At 67.7% G+C, this 17,334-nt stretch carries 14 protein-coding genes and 1 pseudogene; 12 read left to right on the top strand and 3 right to left on the bottom strand.

Annotation, left to right across the window (positions count from 1 at the left end; translation table 11 throughout):
• Window positions 1-7: 7 nt before the first annotated feature.
• From RVF83_RS05765 to RVF83_RS05710, 12 genes are all read left to right on the top strand, one after another.
• The gene (locus RVF83_RS05765; protein WP_005200605.1) at window positions 8-565 is read left to right on the top strand and encodes a dimethylamine monooxygenase subunit DmmA family protein; all 558 of its coding nucleotides are present in this window, start codon (window positions 8-10) and stop codon (window positions 563-565) included.
• Entirely contained in the window at window positions 562-1,566 is a 1,005-nt protein-coding gene (locus RVF83_RS05760; RefSeq protein WP_005200604.1) for a PDR/VanB family oxidoreductase, read from the top strand. Before RVF83_RS05765 ends, RVF83_RS05760 begins: the two co-directional genes overlap by 4 nt.
• Window positions 1,563-3,113, top strand: coding sequence for a heme-dependent oxidative N-demethylase family protein (locus RVF83_RS05755; protein WP_005200602.1), 1,551 nt, complete (start codon window positions 1,563-1,565; stop codon window positions 3,111-3,113). The genes RVF83_RS05760 and RVF83_RS05755 overlap by 4 nt, the downstream gene beginning before the upstream one ends.
• Window positions 3,110-4,099 (top strand): PDR/VanB family oxidoreductase, encoded by a 990-nt coding sequence (locus RVF83_RS05750; protein WP_005200600.1) that lies wholly within the window; start codon window positions 3,110-3,112, stop codon window positions 4,097-4,099. The genes RVF83_RS05755 and RVF83_RS05750 overlap by 4 nt, the downstream gene beginning before the upstream one ends.
• Window positions 4,096-5,121: a heme-dependent oxidative N-demethylase family protein gene (locus RVF83_RS05745; protein WP_005200598.1), complete on the top strand. Its 1,026-nt coding sequence runs from the start codon at window positions 4,096-4,098 to the stop codon at window positions 5,119-5,121. Before RVF83_RS05750 ends, RVF83_RS05745 begins: the two co-directional genes overlap by 4 nt.
• Window positions 5,122-5,184: 63 nt before the next feature.
• Window positions 5,185-6,546 carry an ammonium transporter gene (locus tag RVF83_RS05740; RefSeq protein ID WP_005200597.1) on the top strand — a complete coding sequence of 454 codons (1,362 nt, stop codon included), beginning with the start codon at window positions 5,185-5,187 and terminating at the stop codon, window positions 6,544-6,546.
• Window positions 6,547-6,762: 216 nt separating this feature from the next.
• Window positions 6,763-8,124 (top strand): type III glutamate--ammonia ligase, encoded by a 1,362-nt coding sequence (glnT, locus tag RVF83_RS05735; RefSeq protein ID WP_005200595.1) that lies wholly within the window; start codon window positions 6,763-6,765, stop codon window positions 8,122-8,124.
• 68 nt (window positions 8,125-8,192) lie between these two features.
• Window positions 8,193-9,089 carry a glutamine amidotransferase gene (locus RVF83_RS05730; protein ID WP_005200593.1) on the top strand — a complete coding sequence of 299 codons (897 nt, stop codon included), beginning with the start codon at window positions 8,193-8,195 and terminating at the stop codon, window positions 9,087-9,089.
• Window positions 9,077-9,856, top strand: coding sequence for a protein glxC (locus RVF83_RS05725; protein WP_005200591.1), 780 nt, complete (start codon window positions 9,077-9,079; stop codon window positions 9,854-9,856). The genes RVF83_RS05730 and RVF83_RS05725 overlap by 13 nt, the downstream gene beginning before the upstream one ends.
• A 91-nt stretch (window positions 9,857-9,947) precedes the next feature.
• The gene (locus RVF83_RS05720) at window positions 9,948-11,306 is read left to right on the top strand and encodes an FMN-binding glutamate synthase family protein (RefSeq protein WP_005200589.1); all 1,359 of its coding nucleotides are present in this window, start codon (window positions 9,948-9,950) and stop codon (window positions 11,304-11,306) included.
• Window positions 11,303-12,499, top strand: coding sequence for an NAD(P)/FAD-dependent oxidoreductase (locus RVF83_RS05715; RefSeq protein WP_119033505.1), 1,197 nt, complete (start codon window positions 11,303-11,305; stop codon window positions 12,497-12,499). Before RVF83_RS05720 ends, RVF83_RS05715 begins: the two co-directional genes overlap by 4 nt.
• 51 nt (window positions 12,500-12,550) lie before the next feature.
• Window positions 12,551-13,243 (top strand): helix-turn-helix domain-containing protein, encoded by a 693-nt coding sequence (locus tag RVF83_RS05710; RefSeq protein ID WP_005197668.1) that lies wholly within the window; start codon window positions 12,551-12,553, stop codon window positions 13,241-13,243.
• Between the two features lie 10 nt (window positions 13,244-13,253).
• Here RVF83_RS05710 and RVF83_RS05705 read toward each other — a convergent pair.
• From RVF83_RS05705 to RVF83_RS05695, 3 genes and pseudogenes are all read right to left on the bottom strand, one after another.
• Window positions 13,254-14,536, bottom strand: a pseudogene (locus tag RVF83_RS05705) (MFS transporter).
• Window positions 14,537-14,592: 56 nt separating this feature from the next.
• A complete protein-coding gene (locus RVF83_RS05700) occupies window positions 14,593-15,078 on the bottom strand; it encodes a MarR family winged helix-turn-helix transcriptional regulator (RefSeq protein WP_005197675.1) in 486 nt (161 codons plus the stop codon).
• 160 nt (window positions 15,079-15,238) lie between these two features.
• The gene (locus RVF83_RS05695; RefSeq protein WP_039880303.1) at window positions 15,239-17,317 is read right to left on the bottom strand and encodes a PhoX family protein; all 2,079 of its coding nucleotides are present in this window, start codon (window positions 17,315-17,317) and stop codon (window positions 15,239-15,241) included.
• Window positions 17,318-17,334 lie beyond the last annotated feature (17 nt).

Raw genomic sequence — 17,334 nt, 5'->3', positions numbered from 1 at the left:
GACCGCCATGTCGCAGATCGCGTACTCCAGCGTGCCCGCGTGGGCGCGACCTGGTGACCTGGTCGAGACGACAGACCCCACACCGACCGGCAGTTCCTACCTGCTGGTCGGTGTCGGGGACGTCGCCGACACACTGGGTCGCTGGGAGGCCCAGTGCCCGCCGCTGGTCACCACTCGAATCCACGGCGATGCCGACACCGCCGACGACCTGCTCGCCGGGGCGCTCGCCGAGGCCACCGTCGGTGTCCGGGTGTGGATCGTCGCCGACACCGGTTCGGCACTGAGGCTGCGCGCCGTTGCCGTCAACGCCGGCCTCGAGGACGACGAGATCGAGGTCGTGACAACCGATTCCGATGATCGAACCGAAGCCGACGTCTTCTGTTCGCACTGTCGGTCGGTGACCCGCGTCCGAGCGGCGATCGATGACGTCATCCCCTGTGCCGGGTGTCGTCGCGACCTGCTCGTCTACCACCACGTGTCCCGTCGAACGGGGCAATACCTGGGCTTCATGGTCGCCGCCGAGACCGCCCAGCCCCTGTCCCCCGGTGAGGAGGTCGAACAGTGAGCATCACCGTCGCAGAAACAGATCCGGCCGGTACCGCAGCGGGGACACGCGTCGACCGGCTGCCCACGATGCGACTCGTCGTGGCCGCGATCGACGCCACCGTCACCGGCATACGCAGCATCACGCTCGTCGACCCGGACGGCCGCGCCCTCCCCGGGTTCGTACCGGGCAGTCACCTGGTGGTGCGCGCGGGTGAACACTCCAACGCCTACAGCCTGACCGGCGACGGCACCCATCCCACGCAGTACTCGATCTCGGTCCTCGAGGTCGACGGCGGCAACGGCGGATCCCGCTGGCTGCACCACGAACTCGCCGTCGGGGACCTGCTGACCGTCGGGCTTCCCCGTAGCGCCTTCGCGCCGATCGCCCGCGCCCGCAAGCATCTGCTGGTCGCCGGCGGGATCGGCATCACCCCCATGGTGTCCCACCTGCGAGCCGCCGTGCGTTGGGGACGTGACGTGCAGTTGCTCTACGTCTTCCGCGAGGAGGCCGCCGCCCACCTGGACGACGTCACGGCGCTCGCCCGGGCCCGCGCCGAACTGTTCACCGACCGTCTCTCGTTCACCGAGCGCCTCGACGACGCACTTCGCGTCCAGCCGGTTGGCACCCACCTGTATGTCTGCGGGCCGTCGGCGATGATCGACGCCGTCGTCGACGCAGCGGTCACGGCCGGCTGGCCCGATTCCCGGATCCATTTCGAACGTTTCGGCATCGATGCACTCGACGCCGGTGACCCGTTCCGTGTCGACCTCACCGAATCCGGCCGCAGCATCGACGTCCCGCCGGGGAAGAGCATGCTCGAAGCCCTGGAGGAGGTGGGCGTCGAGGTCCCGAATCTGTGCCGACAGGGCGTGTGCGGCGAATGCCGCGTCCCCCTGTCCGGCGGATCACCCATCCACCGCGACCTCTACCTCAGCGCCGAGGAGAAGTCCGCCGGTGATGCCATCATGCCGTGCGTCTCGCGCGCCGCGGACGGCGGCACCCTGGAGGTTCCCCTGTGACAAGCACTCTCGACAACACGGACGCGAAGACCTCGGCCGAGACCGACCTGATCGCCGGCTTCCCGTTCCCGTTCCTCGAGGACCGGTACCGCTACAGCACCAACGTCGAACCGGCCGAGCAACCGGTCACGACACCGGCCGGCCGGTGGGGCACCGCCGTGGTCGACATCGACTCCGAGTACCGGGCCGAGCTCGCCCAACGAGCGGTGATCCTCGCCGCCGACCCGACCCGCCACGCGGTACTCCCCCATATGGTCCCCGCGGCGTGGGATGCGATGTTCACCCTCATGCGTGAGCTCGACGCCGCGTATCCGGAGCAGATGCAGCTGCGCTCGACGGGACCAGATGAATGGGTGTGGCGCAACGGAATCCTCGGCATCGAGCAGCACTTCCGCTACGGTGACGCCGCCACTCTGCCCGACGAACCGTTGCGCTACATCACCTCTCAGGTCCAGGAGGACATCGCCCTCCTCGACCACCGCAACGACCAACTCTTCGTCGACGCCGGTGTGGTGACCTTCGCCGCCGACTGGAGCTTCGGCTTCGACGTCGGCATGAGCTTCCTCGAGATCCACGGGCCCGTCCCGCGGGTGCGCAAGGAAGGCGTCATCACCCGGGCCCACGAGTTCCTCAAGCGTCTCCAACCGCACCAGCCGTACCGGCGGACCAACTGGACACTCACCATCGATCGCCGCCTCGACGTCTCGACCGAGATCTACCCCGAGTGGGGCCCCGACCGGGAGAGCATCCAGCTCGTCGACGACGCCGAGTTCGGTCGTCGCGTCCATCTCCGTGTCGAGGTGCAACACCTGATCCGACTACCGGACTCGGGTGCGGTCATGTTCCTGATCCGCACCTACATGCTCCCCCTGGAGCAGGTGGCCACCGTCGATCCGTGGCGGCGTCGTGCCGCCGAGGTCCTGGCCGAATTGCCCGCGGACATGGCCGATTACAAAGGCATCATCAAGTACCGGGATCGCGCGGCCCAGTGGTTGCGCGACGCCGCACCGACCCCGCCGGCCCCGACTACACCGGCACCGACCGGACCGGGCATGCCGGTGTGGCCGACCACTCCCCCGGCGGTCGACACCACCGGAGCAGCCTTCCTGGTGGTCGCGATCGGCGACGACGCCGAGACCGCGCACGTGTCACGCAACTGGGTCGCGGCGGCCGAGGCCGTCGGAGCCACCCGGCTGCTCGTGCTCGACACCCTCACCGACGAGCATGATCGGGCGGCCCTCCACGACGCCCTCGGCGAAGCGCTCACCGGCACCCGCATCCTCGTCACCGGTGGCCAGTACGACGTGATGACCGCGCTGGCGGTCGCGCGCGAGGCCGGAGCCGTCCCCGGCGAACTGTCCTCCTTCGTCGTCCACACCCGAGATCTGCCGCTCTACTGTGCGCACTGCCGCAACACCTTCCGCGTCGAGGGCCGTGCCGGCGGGATCGTCACCTGCCCCGGTTGCGCCCGGGATCTGGAGATCCACGAACACCATTCGCCGATGATGGGCAGCTTTCTGGCGTCGGCCGCGGGAGGCGAAGCATGACGGCAGCAGCCATCTCCACACATCTGCACCCGGGTTACACGACGTCGACGAGGCCGATGCGGGTCGTCACCGTCCGGCAGTTGACCGAGGACATCACCCACTTCCGGTTCGCACCGCTCGACGATGCCCCGCAGGTCCTCACGCCGTATCAGCCGGGTAGCCATCTCATCGTCACCGCCGGCGAGCACCGCAACGCCTACTCGCTCGTCGACGACGGCATGTACCCCAACACCTACGGCATCTCGGTTCTCCGACGCGGCGCCGGCGGCGGTTCGGACTGGTTGCACGACAACCTCTCCGAGGATGCGATCGTCGAGGTGGAGGGACCCCGGTCGATGTTCGCACCGGTACTCGACCAGCGGGGAGCGCTGCTGGTGGCCGGCGGTATCGGCGTCACACCGGTCCTGTCGCACGCACGGGCGCTGGCCCGGGAGGGGCGTCGGGCCGACATCGTCTACTCCTACCGGCCCGGCAGCGGAGCCCACCTCGACGATCTCCGCGCGCTCGCCCAGCAGCCCGACATCACCCTGCACGAAGTGTCGGGGGTCGACGCCACGACGGAACTCCTCGCCGAGAGATTCCGGGCGCAACCGCTCGGGACCCACGCCTACGCGTGCGGGCCAGCAGCTCTGCTCGACACTTACACCGAGCTCGCGGCCCAGGCCGGATGGCCCACGGCGCGAGTCCATCTCGAACGATTCGCCGCACCCGAACAGGAGCCCGGCGACCCGTTCACCGTGACGCTGTCCTCGACCGGCGACCGGATCGACGTCCCGGCTGGGGTGTCACTGCTCCAACGTCTCCTCGACAGTGGTGTCGAGGTGCCGAACCTGTGCCGCCAGGGGGTCTGCGGCGAATGTCGAATCCCCGTGCGCGGAGGCACTATCGAACATCGCGACCTCGTCCTGTCCGACGAGGAGAAGGCGCTTGGTGACGCGATGCTGTGCTGTGTTTCCCGGGGCCAGAACATCGAGGTGGAGCTGTGACCACAGAAGCAATCCCGCCCGCATCCACCCGCGACTACTTGTCCGGCCCGGTGGACCATCTGTCCAACCTGCCGTGGCCGTTCCCCGACGACCTCGAGGAGTTCTCCTACAGCGTCAACGTCGAACCCGCCCGCATCCCCCGGCGAACCCGCGGTGGCGAATGGGGCAGGCATCTGGTGGATCTCGGCGGTGCGGAGTACCCGGAGATGATGGCCGAACGCCGGCGGATCCTCGACAACGACCCGTCACGGGCGCGGGTCGGTGCCGGTATGGAGGTCGCCTGCTGGGACCTGCTGCTCTACTACCTGCGCGACCTCAGCATCTCGTATCCCGACCTGATGCACCTCGACGAGTACGGTGACGGCCGGTTCCACTGGCGCAACGAGATCCTCGGCACCGACCAGGAATTCGTGCTCGGGGCCCCCGACTCCCTGCCCTACGGGCCGATGGAGTTCCTGGCGCGCGAAGTGCCCGACGACCTCTTGCTCGTGACCGAACGCGACGGGCACCTGTACTTCGACGCCGGTGTGGTGACCTTCGCCGCGGCGTGGTCGGTCTCCTTCGATGTCGGTATGGACATGTACGACATCCACGCCCCGGTCCCGCGCATGCTTCGCGAGGGCATCGTCGCCCGCGCCGAACAGTTCTTGCGCAGGCTACCCGCGGATCAGGTGTACCGCAGGGTGAACTGGACTCTCTCGGCTTCGGATTCGCACAAGCTCGACGTCAGTCTCGAGGAGCTGCCGGCCTGGGCAGGTGACGTCCCGGGCATGGTCGCCGACGGCGATTTCGCCAGGGCGCGCCTGCGAATCGAATTGGAACACTTCGTCCGGTTGCCGATGTCGGGCGCGGTGACGTTCAATATCCGGACATTCATGGCCTCGCTGGAGGACGTGAAGCGAATACCCGAGTGGGCCGATCAGTTGGCGACCGTCATCGAGACACTCGGTGAGGACATCGCCGCCTACAAGGGATTCCTCGACTATCGCGACAGTGTCGTCGCTTATCTACGCGGTCAATGACGCCCGTGAGCTGCTGGTGCAACAACCACCGACTTCTCAAGTCTCCGAACCGAAAGATCGCCCATGGAACCGATTCTCGCGGCTAACGCCGACCTGGCCTGGATGCTGGCAGCCTTCGTCTTCGTCCTGCTCATGTTCCCCGGCCTCGCCTTCTTCTACGGCGGCATGGTCGGCTCGAAGAACGTGCTGAACATCATGTCGATGGTCATCTCGACCCTCGGCATCACCGCCGTGCTCTATGTCGTCATCGGCTACGGACTCGTGTCCGGGCCGTCGGTGGGCGGGTGGGGCCTCATCGGCAACCCGACCGACTTCATCGGCCTGACCAACTGGCTGACCGACGACGCCTCCGGGGCTACCCAGACGCTGTACTTCGCGGCCTGGTTCATCCTGTTCGCGGCCATCACCATCGCCATCGTGGCCAGTGGTGCCGCCGGCCGCATGAAGTTCTCCGCATGGCTCGTCTTCGCACCGATCTGGCTCCTGGTGGTCTACTTCCCCGTGGCCCACTGGGTGTTCTCCGCCGATGTCGACGACAACTACAAGGGCGGCTTCCTGCTCAACAAGGTCGAGATCGTCGACTACGCAGGCGGAACCGCGGTCCACATGAACTCGGGTGTCGCAGCGCTCGCGCTGGCCGTTGTGCTGGGTGCCCGGAAGCGCCGCATGGAGCGTCCGCACAACGTGCCGATGACCATGCTCGGTGGCGGCATCCTGTTCTTCGGCTGGTTCGGCTTCAACGGCAGCTGTGCCCTCGGCGCCAACTTCCTCGCCCAGTCGGTCATCCTGAACACGCTGCTCGCCGGTTCCGCCGGCATGATCGGCTTCGCGATCATCGAGAAGTGGCGTGAAGGTCATGTCACCTCGCTGGGCATCATCACCGGCGTCGTCGCGGGTCTGGTCGGCATCACCCCGGCAGCCAGCAGCATGGCCCCGCTCGGTGCCCTCCTCGTCGGCATCTTCGCCGCCGCGGTCGTCGCCTTCCTGCTGAGCTTCAAGTCGAAGCTGAAGGTCGACGAGACGCTCGACGCCTTCGCCGTGCACGGCATCGGCGGCATCGTGGGTACCTTCTGCATCATCCTGTTCGCCACCGATGTCGCCCCGGCCGGCGTCCAGGGTGTCCTCTTCGGCGGCGATCCCGACATCATCTGGCGTGAGCTCGCCGGTATCGCGATCACCTGCACCTACTCGTTCGTGATGACCTGGCTCATCGCGAAGGGTCTCGACAAGGTCATGGGCATCCGCGTCGACGAGGAGACCGAGATGGTCGGTCTCGACACCGTCCTGCACGCCGAGACCGCCTATGAGATCCCCAGTGCTAGCGTCGGCCACCCGGGCGGCGGCCTGGGCGCCCTGTCTCCGGCGGCAGCTGCCGAGTCGGTGGAGAAGTCGATGCCTTCCTCGACTCCACCCGCACAGGTCTGATCGCGCGGAGGAAGTGAACAACGGCCCGGGGCCCACCGTGAGAACGGTGGGTCCCGGGTCTTCTTCGTCCCGTCACACGAGGTGCTGAAACGACACCGTCCGCTCACCGGGCGGAAACAGCGGCGAAACAAAGGACCGGTCTACTAACGGTAGACACTGGTTCACGCGAGTGGACATTCCGACAGGCAATACCTACAGTCGACCCCGGAGCGCATTATGACCACCACCAACGCAGCCCCTGACACCAGCACCCTCGCCGAGCTGTGTGCGGCGAACGACACCAAGTTCATCCTCGCCATGTTCGTCGACCTCCGCGGCAAGCCGTGCGCCAAGCTGGTGCCGGTCGAGGCGGTCGACGAACTCGCCACGGAGGGAGTGGGTTTCGCCGGTTACGCGGTCGGTGCGATCGGCCAGGAGCCCAAGGATCCCGACCTCATCGCGATCCCCGACGTGAGTTCCTTTCTTCCGATCCCGTTCATCAAGGAAGGCCTCGCCGTCGTCCAGTGCGATCCGCACGTCGAGGGCAAGCCGTGGCCGTTCGCCCCGCGCAACATCCTCAAGACCCTCATCGCGCAGACCGCCGACGCCGGCTTCGAGCCGTGGGTGGGTGCCGAGGTCGAATACTTCCTTCTCAAGCGTGCCGGCGACGGATCGCTCGTCACCGCCGACGACGCGGACGACTCCGACCAGCCCTGCTACGACGTCCGCGGACTCACTCGGATGTACGAGCACCTCACGTCGGTGTCCACTGCCATGAACCAGCTGGGCTGGAGCAACTACGCCAACGACCACGAGGACGGCAACGGACAGTTCGAGCAGAACTTCAAGTACGCCGACGCGCTCACCACCGCCGACCGGGTCGTCACTCTCCGCTACCTCCTCTCGGCGATGGCCGCGGAGAAGGGCTTTATCGCCACCTTCATGCCGAAGCCGTTCGCCGACCGCACCGGCTCGGGACTCCACTTCCACCTATCCCTCACCAAGGGCGGTGAGCCGGTGTTCCCGCAGGTCAGCGAAGACGCCCGCGGACTCGGCCTGTCCGACACCGCCTACGGGTTCATCGGCGGCATCCTCGAGCACGCCCCGGCGCTGCAGGCCGTGATCGCACCGACCGTCAACTCCTACAAGCGAACCGGCGCCACCGCCACCCGCTCGGGCGCGTCCTGGGCGCCGCGCAAGGCCACCTACGGCGGCAACGACCGGACCCACTACATCCGCGTCCCCGACGACCAGCGCGTGGAACTCCGCGGCGGCGACGGATCAGCCAACCCGTACCTGGCCGCGGCCGCGCTGCTCGGTGCCGGCCTCGACGGCATCAAGCGCAGCCTCGACCCCGGCGCCGTCGGCGGAGCGCCCAGCCACATCGCCGAACTGCCCCTCACCCTGCTGCACGCGGTCGAGGCCTTCGAGGCCGACGCCGTCGTCGCGGGCGCGCTCGACGCCGCACTCCCCCAGGACTGGCCCGAAGACCAGGGCAAGGTGTCGACCTACTTCTCCAGCCTCAAGCGCGAGGAGTTCTTCAACTGGCATGCCGCGGTCTCCCCGTGGGAAGTGGACCAGTACCTCACCGCCTTCTGACGTGGCCGCACCCGGCCGCGCGAACCGAAGCACATCCCAACTCTCCCTTCGACGTAAAGGATTCGACAATGTGCGGAATCGTCGGATTGCATCTGCGTAATCCCGATCTTCATCCCCGGCTCGGCGCCATGCTCGCCGAGATGCTCGGCGAGATGCAGGATCGCGGCGCGGACTCAGCCGGTATCGCGGTCTACGGCAACCCCGAGTGGGCGCCGCCCGGCCACGGCTGCGTCTCGCTGCTCGAACTCGACGTCCTGCCCGACGAGGTCTCGTCGACCCTCGGCGCGGCGCTCGGTGTGCCCGTCGCCGCGCAGCTCGTCGACGCCACGCTGGTCGCGTCGGCCCCAGTCGGTGCCGAGGAACTTCTCGGCGCGGCCCGTGCCGCCTACCCGGACGCGCTGGTCGCCGGCTTCGGCTCGGACCTCACCGTCCTCAAGGGTGTCGGCGCACCTCGCGACCTCACCGAATCCTGGGGCCTGGCAACTGCTTCCGGTTGGCAGGGCGTCGGCCACACCCGGATGGCCACCGAGTCGGCGGTGACCCCGTCCGGTGCTCACCCCTACGCCGTGGGTCCGGAGCAGTGCCTGGTGCACAACGGCTCGTTCGCCAACCACGCCACCATCCGACGCGAGTTGCGTGCCCAGGGTGTCGAATTCGACAGCGAGAACGACACCGAGGTCGGCGCCCGCTTCGTCGCGCACCAGCTCGCCGCCGGCAAGGACGTCGAGACCGCCCTCAAGGAGGTGTGCGCCAACTTCGACGGCTTCTACACCCTCGTGGTCTCCAACCGCGACTCCTTCGCCGTCGTCCGCGACGCCATCGCCTGCAAGCCCGCGGTGATCGCCGAGACCGACGACTGGGTCGCGATCGCCAGCGAGTACCGCGCCCTCGCCAAGCTGCCCGGCGTCGAGAACGCTCGCATCTGGGAGCCCGAGCCCGAGGTGGTCTACGCATGGACACGGTGACACTCCCACAACCAGGGATCCTCGAACAACCCGGGACGCTCGATCCCACCACCTCCCCCACCGACACGGCGAAAGCTGAGACGATGAGCCCCAACCACCACTTCGATCTCGCGAACACCCCACTGCGAGAGATCAACTCGGCGCTCCACGATGACATCTCCGGTGAGATCGTCATCGACAACCCCGCCGGCGCCCACAGCGTCGCGGCCGGCGTCAACGCCCCGGTCAAGATCACCGTCGACGGACACGTCGGCTACTACGCCGCCGGGATGAACCAGCAGGCCGAGGTCACCATCAACGGCAACGCCGGCACCGGAGTCGCCGAGAACATGATGAGCGGCAGCGTGATCGTCAAGGGCAACGCCTCGCAGTCGGCGGGTGCCACCGCGCATGGCGGACTCCTCGTCGTCGAGGGCGACGCGGCCGCGCGCTGCGGGATCTCGATGAAGGGCGTCGACATCGTGATCGGCGGCAACGTCGGACACAACAGTGCGTTCATGGCCCAGGCCGGCCGCCTGGTCATCCGCGGCAACGCCGGCGACGGACTCGGCGACTCCATCTACGAGACCCGCATCTACGTCCGCGGCGAGGTCGCCTCCCTCGGTGCCGACTGCATCGCCAAGCCGATGCGCGAGGAGCACCTCGAGGAACTCGCCGGACTGCTGAAGGCTGCCGGTTACGGCGACGACGACCTGACCGCCTACACCCGTTACGGGTCGGCCCGCGAGCTCTACCACTTCAAGGTGGACAACGCTTCCGCCTACTGAGCCACCCCTCGCTCCCTGAGGTGCGAGGAGCGCTAGCGACGAGCCACGAAGGGCCGCAACTCACGCGCCCCACATCGAAAGAGACATCACCATGACCGAGAACCTCAGCGTCGAGCAGCGCGGACTCCGTGAATCCGCCACCTACGACCGCACCACCATCGCCGCCATCCAGCGGGCCGCCGAGACCGGCATCTACGACATCCGCGGCTGGGGCGCCAAACGCAAGCTCCCCCACTTCGACGACCTGCTCTTCCTCGGTGCCTCGATGTCGCGCTACCCGCTCGAGGGTTACCGCGAACGCTGCGACACCGACGTCGTCCTGGGTGGTCGCAACGCGAAGTACCCGCTGCACCTGTCGACCCCGGTCACGATCGCCGGTATGAGCTTCGGTGCGCTGTCGGCCGGTGCGAAGGAGGCCCTGGGCCGAGGGGCGTCGGAGGTCGGCACGTCGACCACCACCGGTGACGGCGGTATGACCCCCGAGGAACGTGGTCAGTCCAAGCACCTCGTCTACCAGTACCTGCCCTCGCGTTACGGCATGAACCCCGACGACCTGCGCAAGGCCGACGCGATCGAGGTCGTCCTCGGTCAGGGCGCCAAGCCGGGCGGTGGCGGAATGCTCTTGGGACAGAAGATCTCCGAGCGTGTCGCGGGCATGCGCACCCTCCCCCAGGGCATCGACCAGCGCAGCGCCTGCCGGCACCCGGACTGGACCGGTCCCGACGACCTCGCCATCAAGATCAACGAGCTGCGCGAGATCACCGACTGGGAGAAGCCGATCTACGTGAAGGTCGGCGCCAGCCGCACCTACTACGACGTGAAGCTGGCCGTGCACTCCGGCGCGGACGTGGTCGTGGTCGACGGCATGCAGGGCGGTACCGCCGCGACCCAGGAAGTGTTCATCGAGCACGTCGGCATCCCGACGCTGGCCGCCATCCCGCAGGCCGTGCAGGCGCTGCAGGAACTCGGAGTTCACCGACGGGCGGGAGTCGGGGCGGGCCGTGACGCAGTCCAGCTGATCGTCTCCGGCGGTATCCGAAACGGTGCCGACGTCGCCAAGGCGATGGCTCTCGGCGCCGACGCGGTGGCCATCGGTACTGCCGCCCTGATCGCGTTGGGCGACAACGATCCTCGCTACGCCGAGGAGTACGAGGCACTCGGTTCGGCCGCCGGTTACTACGACGACTTCCAGGACGGTCGTGACCCGGCCGGCATCAGCACCCAGGACCCAGAACTGTCGGCCCGCTTCGACCCGGTCCTCGGCGGAAAGCGCCTCGCCAACTTCCTGCGGGTCATGACGATGGAGGCCCAGACCATCGCCCGTGCGTGCGGCAAAGCACACCTGCAGCACCTCGAACCCGAAGACCTCGTCGCCATCACGATCGAGGCCGCCGCCATGGCACGGGTCCCGATGGCCGGCACCAACTGGATTCCGGGGAGTGGACTGTGACTCAACAAGATTCGACCGCATCGGTCGTCATCGTCGGCGGCGGCCTCGAGGGTGCGGCCACCGCATGGGCCCTCGGTCAGCGCGGCATCACCGATGTGGTGGTGTGCGAACGCGACACCGTCGGCGGCGGGATGACCGGCAAGTCGTCGGGCATCGTCCGATGCCACTACGGCGTTAGTTCGCTCGCCGCGATGGCCGCCGTGGGCCTCGAGGTCTTCGAGAAGGCCGAGGAGATCTTCGGCACCGACATCGGTTTCCGACAGACCGGTTATGTCGTCGGCGTCGGTGAGCCGAATGTCGAGAGTCTGCGCAAAAGCCTTGCAGCACAGCGTGAGGTCGGCGTCCAGACCGAGGAGATCGACGTCGCCGAGGTCGCGAAGATGTGGCCGGCAGCCGATCTCGAGCCGTTCGCGGCCTTCGGTTGGGAGGAGCGCGGCGGTTACGGCGACGCCTACCAGACCGCTCAGGCCTTCGCCGCCGCCGCACGGGCCACCGGTATCAAGATCCGGCAGGGCACGACGGTCACCGAGCTGGTCGTGGACGGGGACCGGGTCACCGGCGTCCGCCTGACCGACGGCTCGACGATCTCCGCCGACACCGTCGTCGTGGCGACCGGGGTGTGGTCCAAGCCCTTCCTCGCGCCGCACGGCATCGACGTCCCGATCTCGGTGCATCGCGAGCAGATCGTGATGATCCATCCGGGTGAGGATCTCGGCGAGGTGCCGGTGTTCTCCGACCTCGTCTCCCTGCAGTACGTCCGGCCGGATGTCCGCGGCGAGATCCTCTTCGGCAACAGCGATCTCAAGGAGCTGCAGATCGCCGATCCGGACAATTACAGCAATCGGGTCGACAGCGATTTCGTCGACCTGACCGTCGACAAAGTGGGCACCCGCTTCCCCGGGTTCACCGAACCTGCGATCACCAGCAGCTACGCCGGGTGTTACGACGTGACGCCGGACTGGAACCCGATCATCTCGCGTGGGCCGCTCGACGGCCTGGTGCTCGCCGTCGGTTTCAGCGGTCACGGATTCAAGATCTCGCCGGCGGTGGGGCGGCTCGTCGCCGATCTCGTCGTCGACGGCCGCAGTTCGGATCCCCGGATCCCGGAGTCCGACTTCCGCTTCACCCGGTTCGCCGAAGGCGATCCGCTGACGACGAGGTTCCCCTACGTGGGAGCAGGGGAGATGCGCTGAGCGTTCCCGGGCGGTGTACGCGGGGGGTGAACCGACGAGAGGACGCGCGACATGTGTCAACTGACAGTGGACGACCTCGCTCACTATGCTGGCGAGGTGACCGACGACCCTTTGATCCGCAACCAATCTGGCATCGCACGGGAACGCCCCGTCGACCAGTCGGTCGAGGAACTCGAACTCGAGACCGCGATCGCGCACAACGTGCGCCGGTTGCGTCGTCAACAGGGACTGTCGGTGGGCGACATGGCGACCCGCGTCGGGATCTCCAAGGCGATGCTGTCGAAGATCGAGAACGCGCAGACCTCGTGCAGTCTCAGCACCCTCGCCCGACTGGCCAACGGCTTCGACGTCTCGGTCACGTCGTTGTTCCGCGGCGCGGAGATGGAGCGGTCGGCCGTCTTCGTGAAGGCGGGCGAGGGCAACGAGATCGTCCGTGAGGGCTCCCGGGAGGGACACGAGTACGAGTTGCTCGGGTCGCTGCGCGGGGAACACAAGCGCCTGGAATGTCTCCTCGTGACGCTGACCGAGAAATCGGTGACCCAGCCGCTGTTCCAGCACGCCGGTACCGAATTCCTGTACGTGCTCGAAGGCGTGATGGACTACGCGCACAGCCGCTCGGTGTACCGGATGCACCCCGGCGATGCGCTCCAGCTCGACGGCGAAGGAGCGCACGGGCCGGTCGAACTCGTCGAACTGCCCGTGCGCTTCCTGTCGGTCATCGCGTTCCCCGACTCCGCGGTCTGAGGTTCGTGCCTCAGAACTCCTCGGCGCCGATGAGGGCGGCGTCGGGAGCGACCTCGTGTCTGGTGGTCTTGACCAGCGCCACCGCGCCGAGTGCGACCACGCAGTAGCCGACGGCGAACCACCACGGGGCGACGTCGCCGAACCACTCGGCGAGGTAGGAGACGAGGACCGCGGCGACCGCCGCACCCCCCAGCGCAGGAAGCTGAAGCCGGCGCTGGACACCGAGCGCGGGGTGTCGTCGCCGCCCGAGGCCATGGCGAGGTCGGTGAACAGGGTATTGAGGATGCCCGACGGCAGACCGGACAGGACGACCGCGAGACCGATGAGCCAGATCTGGTCGGAAAGCGTTCCGACGGCAGCGAGCGCCATGACGATGCCGTAACCGGTGATCGCGACGAGCACACCACCCTTCGCGCCGACGACGCGGGCGAGCGGCGTCGCGATGAACACGCCGGCGATGGCGGTCAGCAGACCCCAGCCGAAGAAGACCAGGCCGGCGTGAATGGGCCGGAGTCCCATGGCGATCGGAGCCCACGCGATGACGGTGAACAGTGCGCCGGTGTAGAAGGCCGAACCGATGCCGGCGATGGTGAGCGTGCGGTTGCGGAGGGCCTTGAGCGGGTCGGTGATGCTCACCCGGGCACGCGTCGACCTCGGGCCGTCGGCGGGCAGCATGATGGCGCACAGCACGGCACCGATGAGCATGAGCAGCGCGGTGCCGCCGAACGGGGCTCGCCAGGTCCATTCGCCGAGCGTCGCACCGAGCAGCGGACCGACGGCGAGGCCGATGCCCAGGGCCGCCTCGTACATCATGATCGCGCCCTGGCGGCTGCCCTTGGCCGAGGAGACGATGAAGGCGAGCGCGGTCGCCAAGAAGAAGGCGTTACCCAGGCCCCAGAGCACGCGGAAGGCGATCAGCTGGTCGATGTTGCTGGCGAACGCCGAGATCCCGGCGGCCACGACGATCATCACGAGGCCGACGGTGAGGGTCCGCTTGGGGCCGAAACGGTATGCGGCCCAACCGGTCAGGAGCATGGCCACACACTGCACACCGACGTACACACCGAACAGCAGGGTGAGCTTGTTCGCGGGAGCGTTGAGCGCCTGGGCGATGCTGTGGAGGATCGGGTCGACGAGACCGATGCCCATGAAGGCGATGGTGGCCGCGAACGCGGTGATCCACACGGCGCGGGGCTGCATGCGGAACATGGCGAGGAGTGAGTTGTTCTCCGCGTCGTCGGGGTGTGCCGGGGCCGACGAGTTTGTCGCGGCCTTGTCTTCGGTGACGGTCATGTGGGTCCTCTGAACGGGGCTGGTCGACGGAGTGGGGAGGTGGATCGGGTGGGAGGTCAGTTCCCGGCCGTGTTGGCATCCACCGCCGCGGAGGTCTGTGCGGGGTGATGGTCGAGTTCGTCGCGGAGCGCTTGTAGGGCCGGGGCGGCCGCGGCGAGTGCTTCGAGATGTTCGGGGCTCAGGTTGGCCAGGGCGTCAGTGAGCGCGACGTCGCGGCCGAGGCGGATCCGGTCGACCAGTTCGCGTCCATGGGCGGTGAGGTCGACGAGCACGGCACGACGATCAACCGGGTCGGGCCGGCGTTCCACGAGTTCGTGTTTGGTCAGTCCGTCGATCACGGACGTCGCGGTGGGCATCCGGATCGATTCGCGTTCCGCGAGCTCACCCATGCGCATCCACCCGTGATCGGCGAGGACGTTCAGTGCCGAGGTCTGGGCGGCGGTCAGCTGGACCAGCGGCGCTCGGCGTCGAAGAGCCAGGTAGAGCCGCGTGATGGTCGGCCGGAGGGCCGTCGCGAGCTGAGCGGGTTCTGGTGTCGACACGTTTAGACACCCTAATACTTAGAACTTCGAAACAATACCTGGGCAGGTGTGAGATCGACGACACACGGCTTCCCGACCCCGTTCGGAATCGCCACTTCCCGACACGGCCGCTAGCGGTGACCAGGGCCTATGTCGGGAAGCGGCGACTCTGCAGGTGTCCTCAGACGCCGATCGGGGTCCCGCCGTCGCGCCAGACCGCGACCACCGCGGGCCGGGGCTGGGAGTTGCCGCCGTCGGGCCAGTGCGACGCCGGGTTGTCGGCCGAGTGGTCGTCGAGCTCACCGGGGTGTTGCACGGCGACGAGGATGCGGTCGCTGTCGACTACCGGCCCGCAGGTCTCGGCGCCGATCGGGACGGTGAGGAACTGTTTGGTCTCGCCACGGCGGTCGCCGTCGAGGGCGACGGCGAACAGTCCGTCGTTGGATCCGAGGGCATTGCCGTCGGTGGAGATCCACAGGTTGCCGTGCGGGTCGAAGGCCAGGTTGTCCGGGCAGGAGATGGGGCTGACCTTCGTCTTGTCGAAACCGCCGTAGTAGGTGTCGGCGGTGGTCGGGTCACCGCAGACCAGCAGCAACTCCCAGGTGAACTCGGTGCCGGCGTGATCGTCGGCGATCTCGAGGACCTGCCCGTTCTTGTTCTCGTTGCGCGGATTGGCCGCGTCGACCGGTGCCTTGCCGTCGGTGCCGCGGTCGCTGTTGTTGGTGAGAGCGCAGTACACCTTGCCGGTCGTGGGGCTGGGCTCGATGTCCTCCGGGCGGTCCATCTTGGTGGCGCCGACGGCGTCGGCCGCCTGGCGCGTGAACACCGCGACCTCTGCCGGCGACATCCCGGGCACATGCGAGCGCGCCGATCCGTCGGCGTTGCTGGTCAACAGCGGCTTCCACGACCCCTTCCCGGCGAACCGGCCCGACGCAGGCGGTTCACCGGAGCCGTCCGGGGTGTCCCCGGTGAAGGTCGCCACGTAGAGCGTGCCCTCGTCGAGGATGCGAATGTTGTGTTCGCGTGCGGTCTTCGAAAGTCCGCTCTTGATCTTGCGGGACGACACGAACTTATAGATGTATTCGAACTTCTCGTCGTCGCCGCTGTAGGCGACGACGGTGCCCCGATCCGGACCGTTCTCCACGACGTGGATGTTGGCCGACTCGTGCTTGCACCGCCCCAGCGAACTGTGTTTGACGGGAACGGCTTTCGGGTCGTGCGGATCGACCTCGACGACGTACCCGAATCGGTTGGCCTCGTTGGGTTCGACGGCGAGATCGAAACGCTTGTCGTACCGGCCCCACTGGTGCTCGTCGTCATCGTCGGCGAAGGAGTAGCGGTCGAGGCGTTCGGCCGCCCTGGGGTCGGTGACCTTGCTCGCGTTGGCGAAGTAGTTGTTGAAGTTCTCCTCTCCGGAGAGCATCGTGCCCCACGGCGTAAGGCCACCGGAGCAGTTGGCGAAAGTGCCCAGGATCGTGGTGCCGGCCGGATCCGCTGCGGTCCGGACGAACTCGCTGCCGGCGGCCGGGCCGGTCAGCCGGAACGGGCTCGACGCTGTTAGTCGTCGATTGCGCTCTCCGACCCTCGGTGTCAGTGCTCCGGTGCCGGGCCTCGCGACGACTTCGACGACGGCGATACCGACCGCGGCCATCGCGATCCGCGCCTGCTGCTCGGTCGGTGCGCCCTCCCGGTAACCGGCGAACATGAACGGTTCGGTGGGATACTCGAGGTTGGCGACGAGGTAGAAGTGCCCGGGGACGCCGTCGACGGGGATGAGTCCGGCGAAGTCGTTGTTGAAGCCGAACTGTTTGGCCTGCGCTTCGGGGGACTGGCCGGCGAAGTCGAAGTCCGGGGCGCCGGGCAGAACGGGGTCGCCCCAGCGGATCACGACCTCCTGCCGATAACCGTCGGGGATCACCACCGCGTCCTCGGTGTTCGCCGGGACGGCGGTGAATTTCATACCCGGCAACGCATCTGTCGCTGCGGTGCCCGTCCGAGACCCGGACCCGGAACCGCCGTCGCCGCAGGCCGCGAGCACGGATGCCGCACCGAACGCCACCGCGGTACCCGCGGAGGTCTTGAGGACGCTTCGGCGCGAGACCGCGGTACGCACGATGTCGCGGAAGTACGCGTTGTCGCTGGTGTTTCCGGGTTCGGATCGGCAGGCGTCACCGCACTTGTACCGACAGGTGACGTGGGCGCGGGACGACCGGCCGGCATCGCGGCCGTCGGAGGTGAACAGCGGCAACTGGATTCGCACCCGCAGGACGCTAGGAG

The organism is Gordonia rubripertincta (genome assembly GCF_038024875.1).
GTDB lineage: Bacteria > Actinomycetota > Actinomycetes > Mycobacteriales > Mycobacteriaceae > Gordonia > Gordonia rubripertincta.
The sequence above is the reverse complement of the archived record's forward strand: the minus strand, read 5'-3'. Positions and strand labels throughout refer to the sequence as shown.

What these genes read in the sequence shown, in the direction of transcription:
- glnT (WP_005200595.1), top strand. Translation starts at nt 6,763, where the DNA reads ATGACCACCACCAACGCAGCCCCTGACACCAGCACCCTCGCCGAGCTG.
- RVF83_RS05710 (WP_005197668.1), top strand. Translation starts at nt 12,551, where the DNA reads ATGTGTCAACTGACAGTGGACGACCTCGCTCACTATGCTGGCGAGGTG.
- RVF83_RS05725 (WP_005200591.1), top strand. Translation starts at nt 9,077, where the DNA reads ATGGACACGGTGACACTCCCACAACCAGGGATCCTCGAACAACCCGGG.
- RVF83_RS05730 (WP_005200593.1), top strand. Translation starts at nt 8,193, where the DNA reads ATGTGCGGAATCGTCGGATTGCATCTGCGTAATCCCGATCTTCATCCC.
- RVF83_RS05765 (WP_005200605.1), top strand. Translation starts at nt 8, where the DNA reads ATGTCGCAGATCGCGTACTCCAGCGTGCCCGCGTGGGCGCGACCTGGT.
- RVF83_RS05750 (WP_005200600.1), top strand. Translation starts at nt 3,110, where the DNA reads ATGACGGCAGCAGCCATCTCCACACATCTGCACCCGGGTTACACGACG.
- RVF83_RS05740 (WP_005200597.1), top strand. Translation starts at nt 5,185, where the DNA reads ATGGAACCGATTCTCGCGGCTAACGCCGACCTGGCCTGGATGCTGGCA.
- RVF83_RS05720 (WP_005200589.1), top strand. Translation starts at nt 9,948, where the DNA reads ATGACCGAGAACCTCAGCGTCGAGCAGCGCGGACTCCGTGAATCCGCC.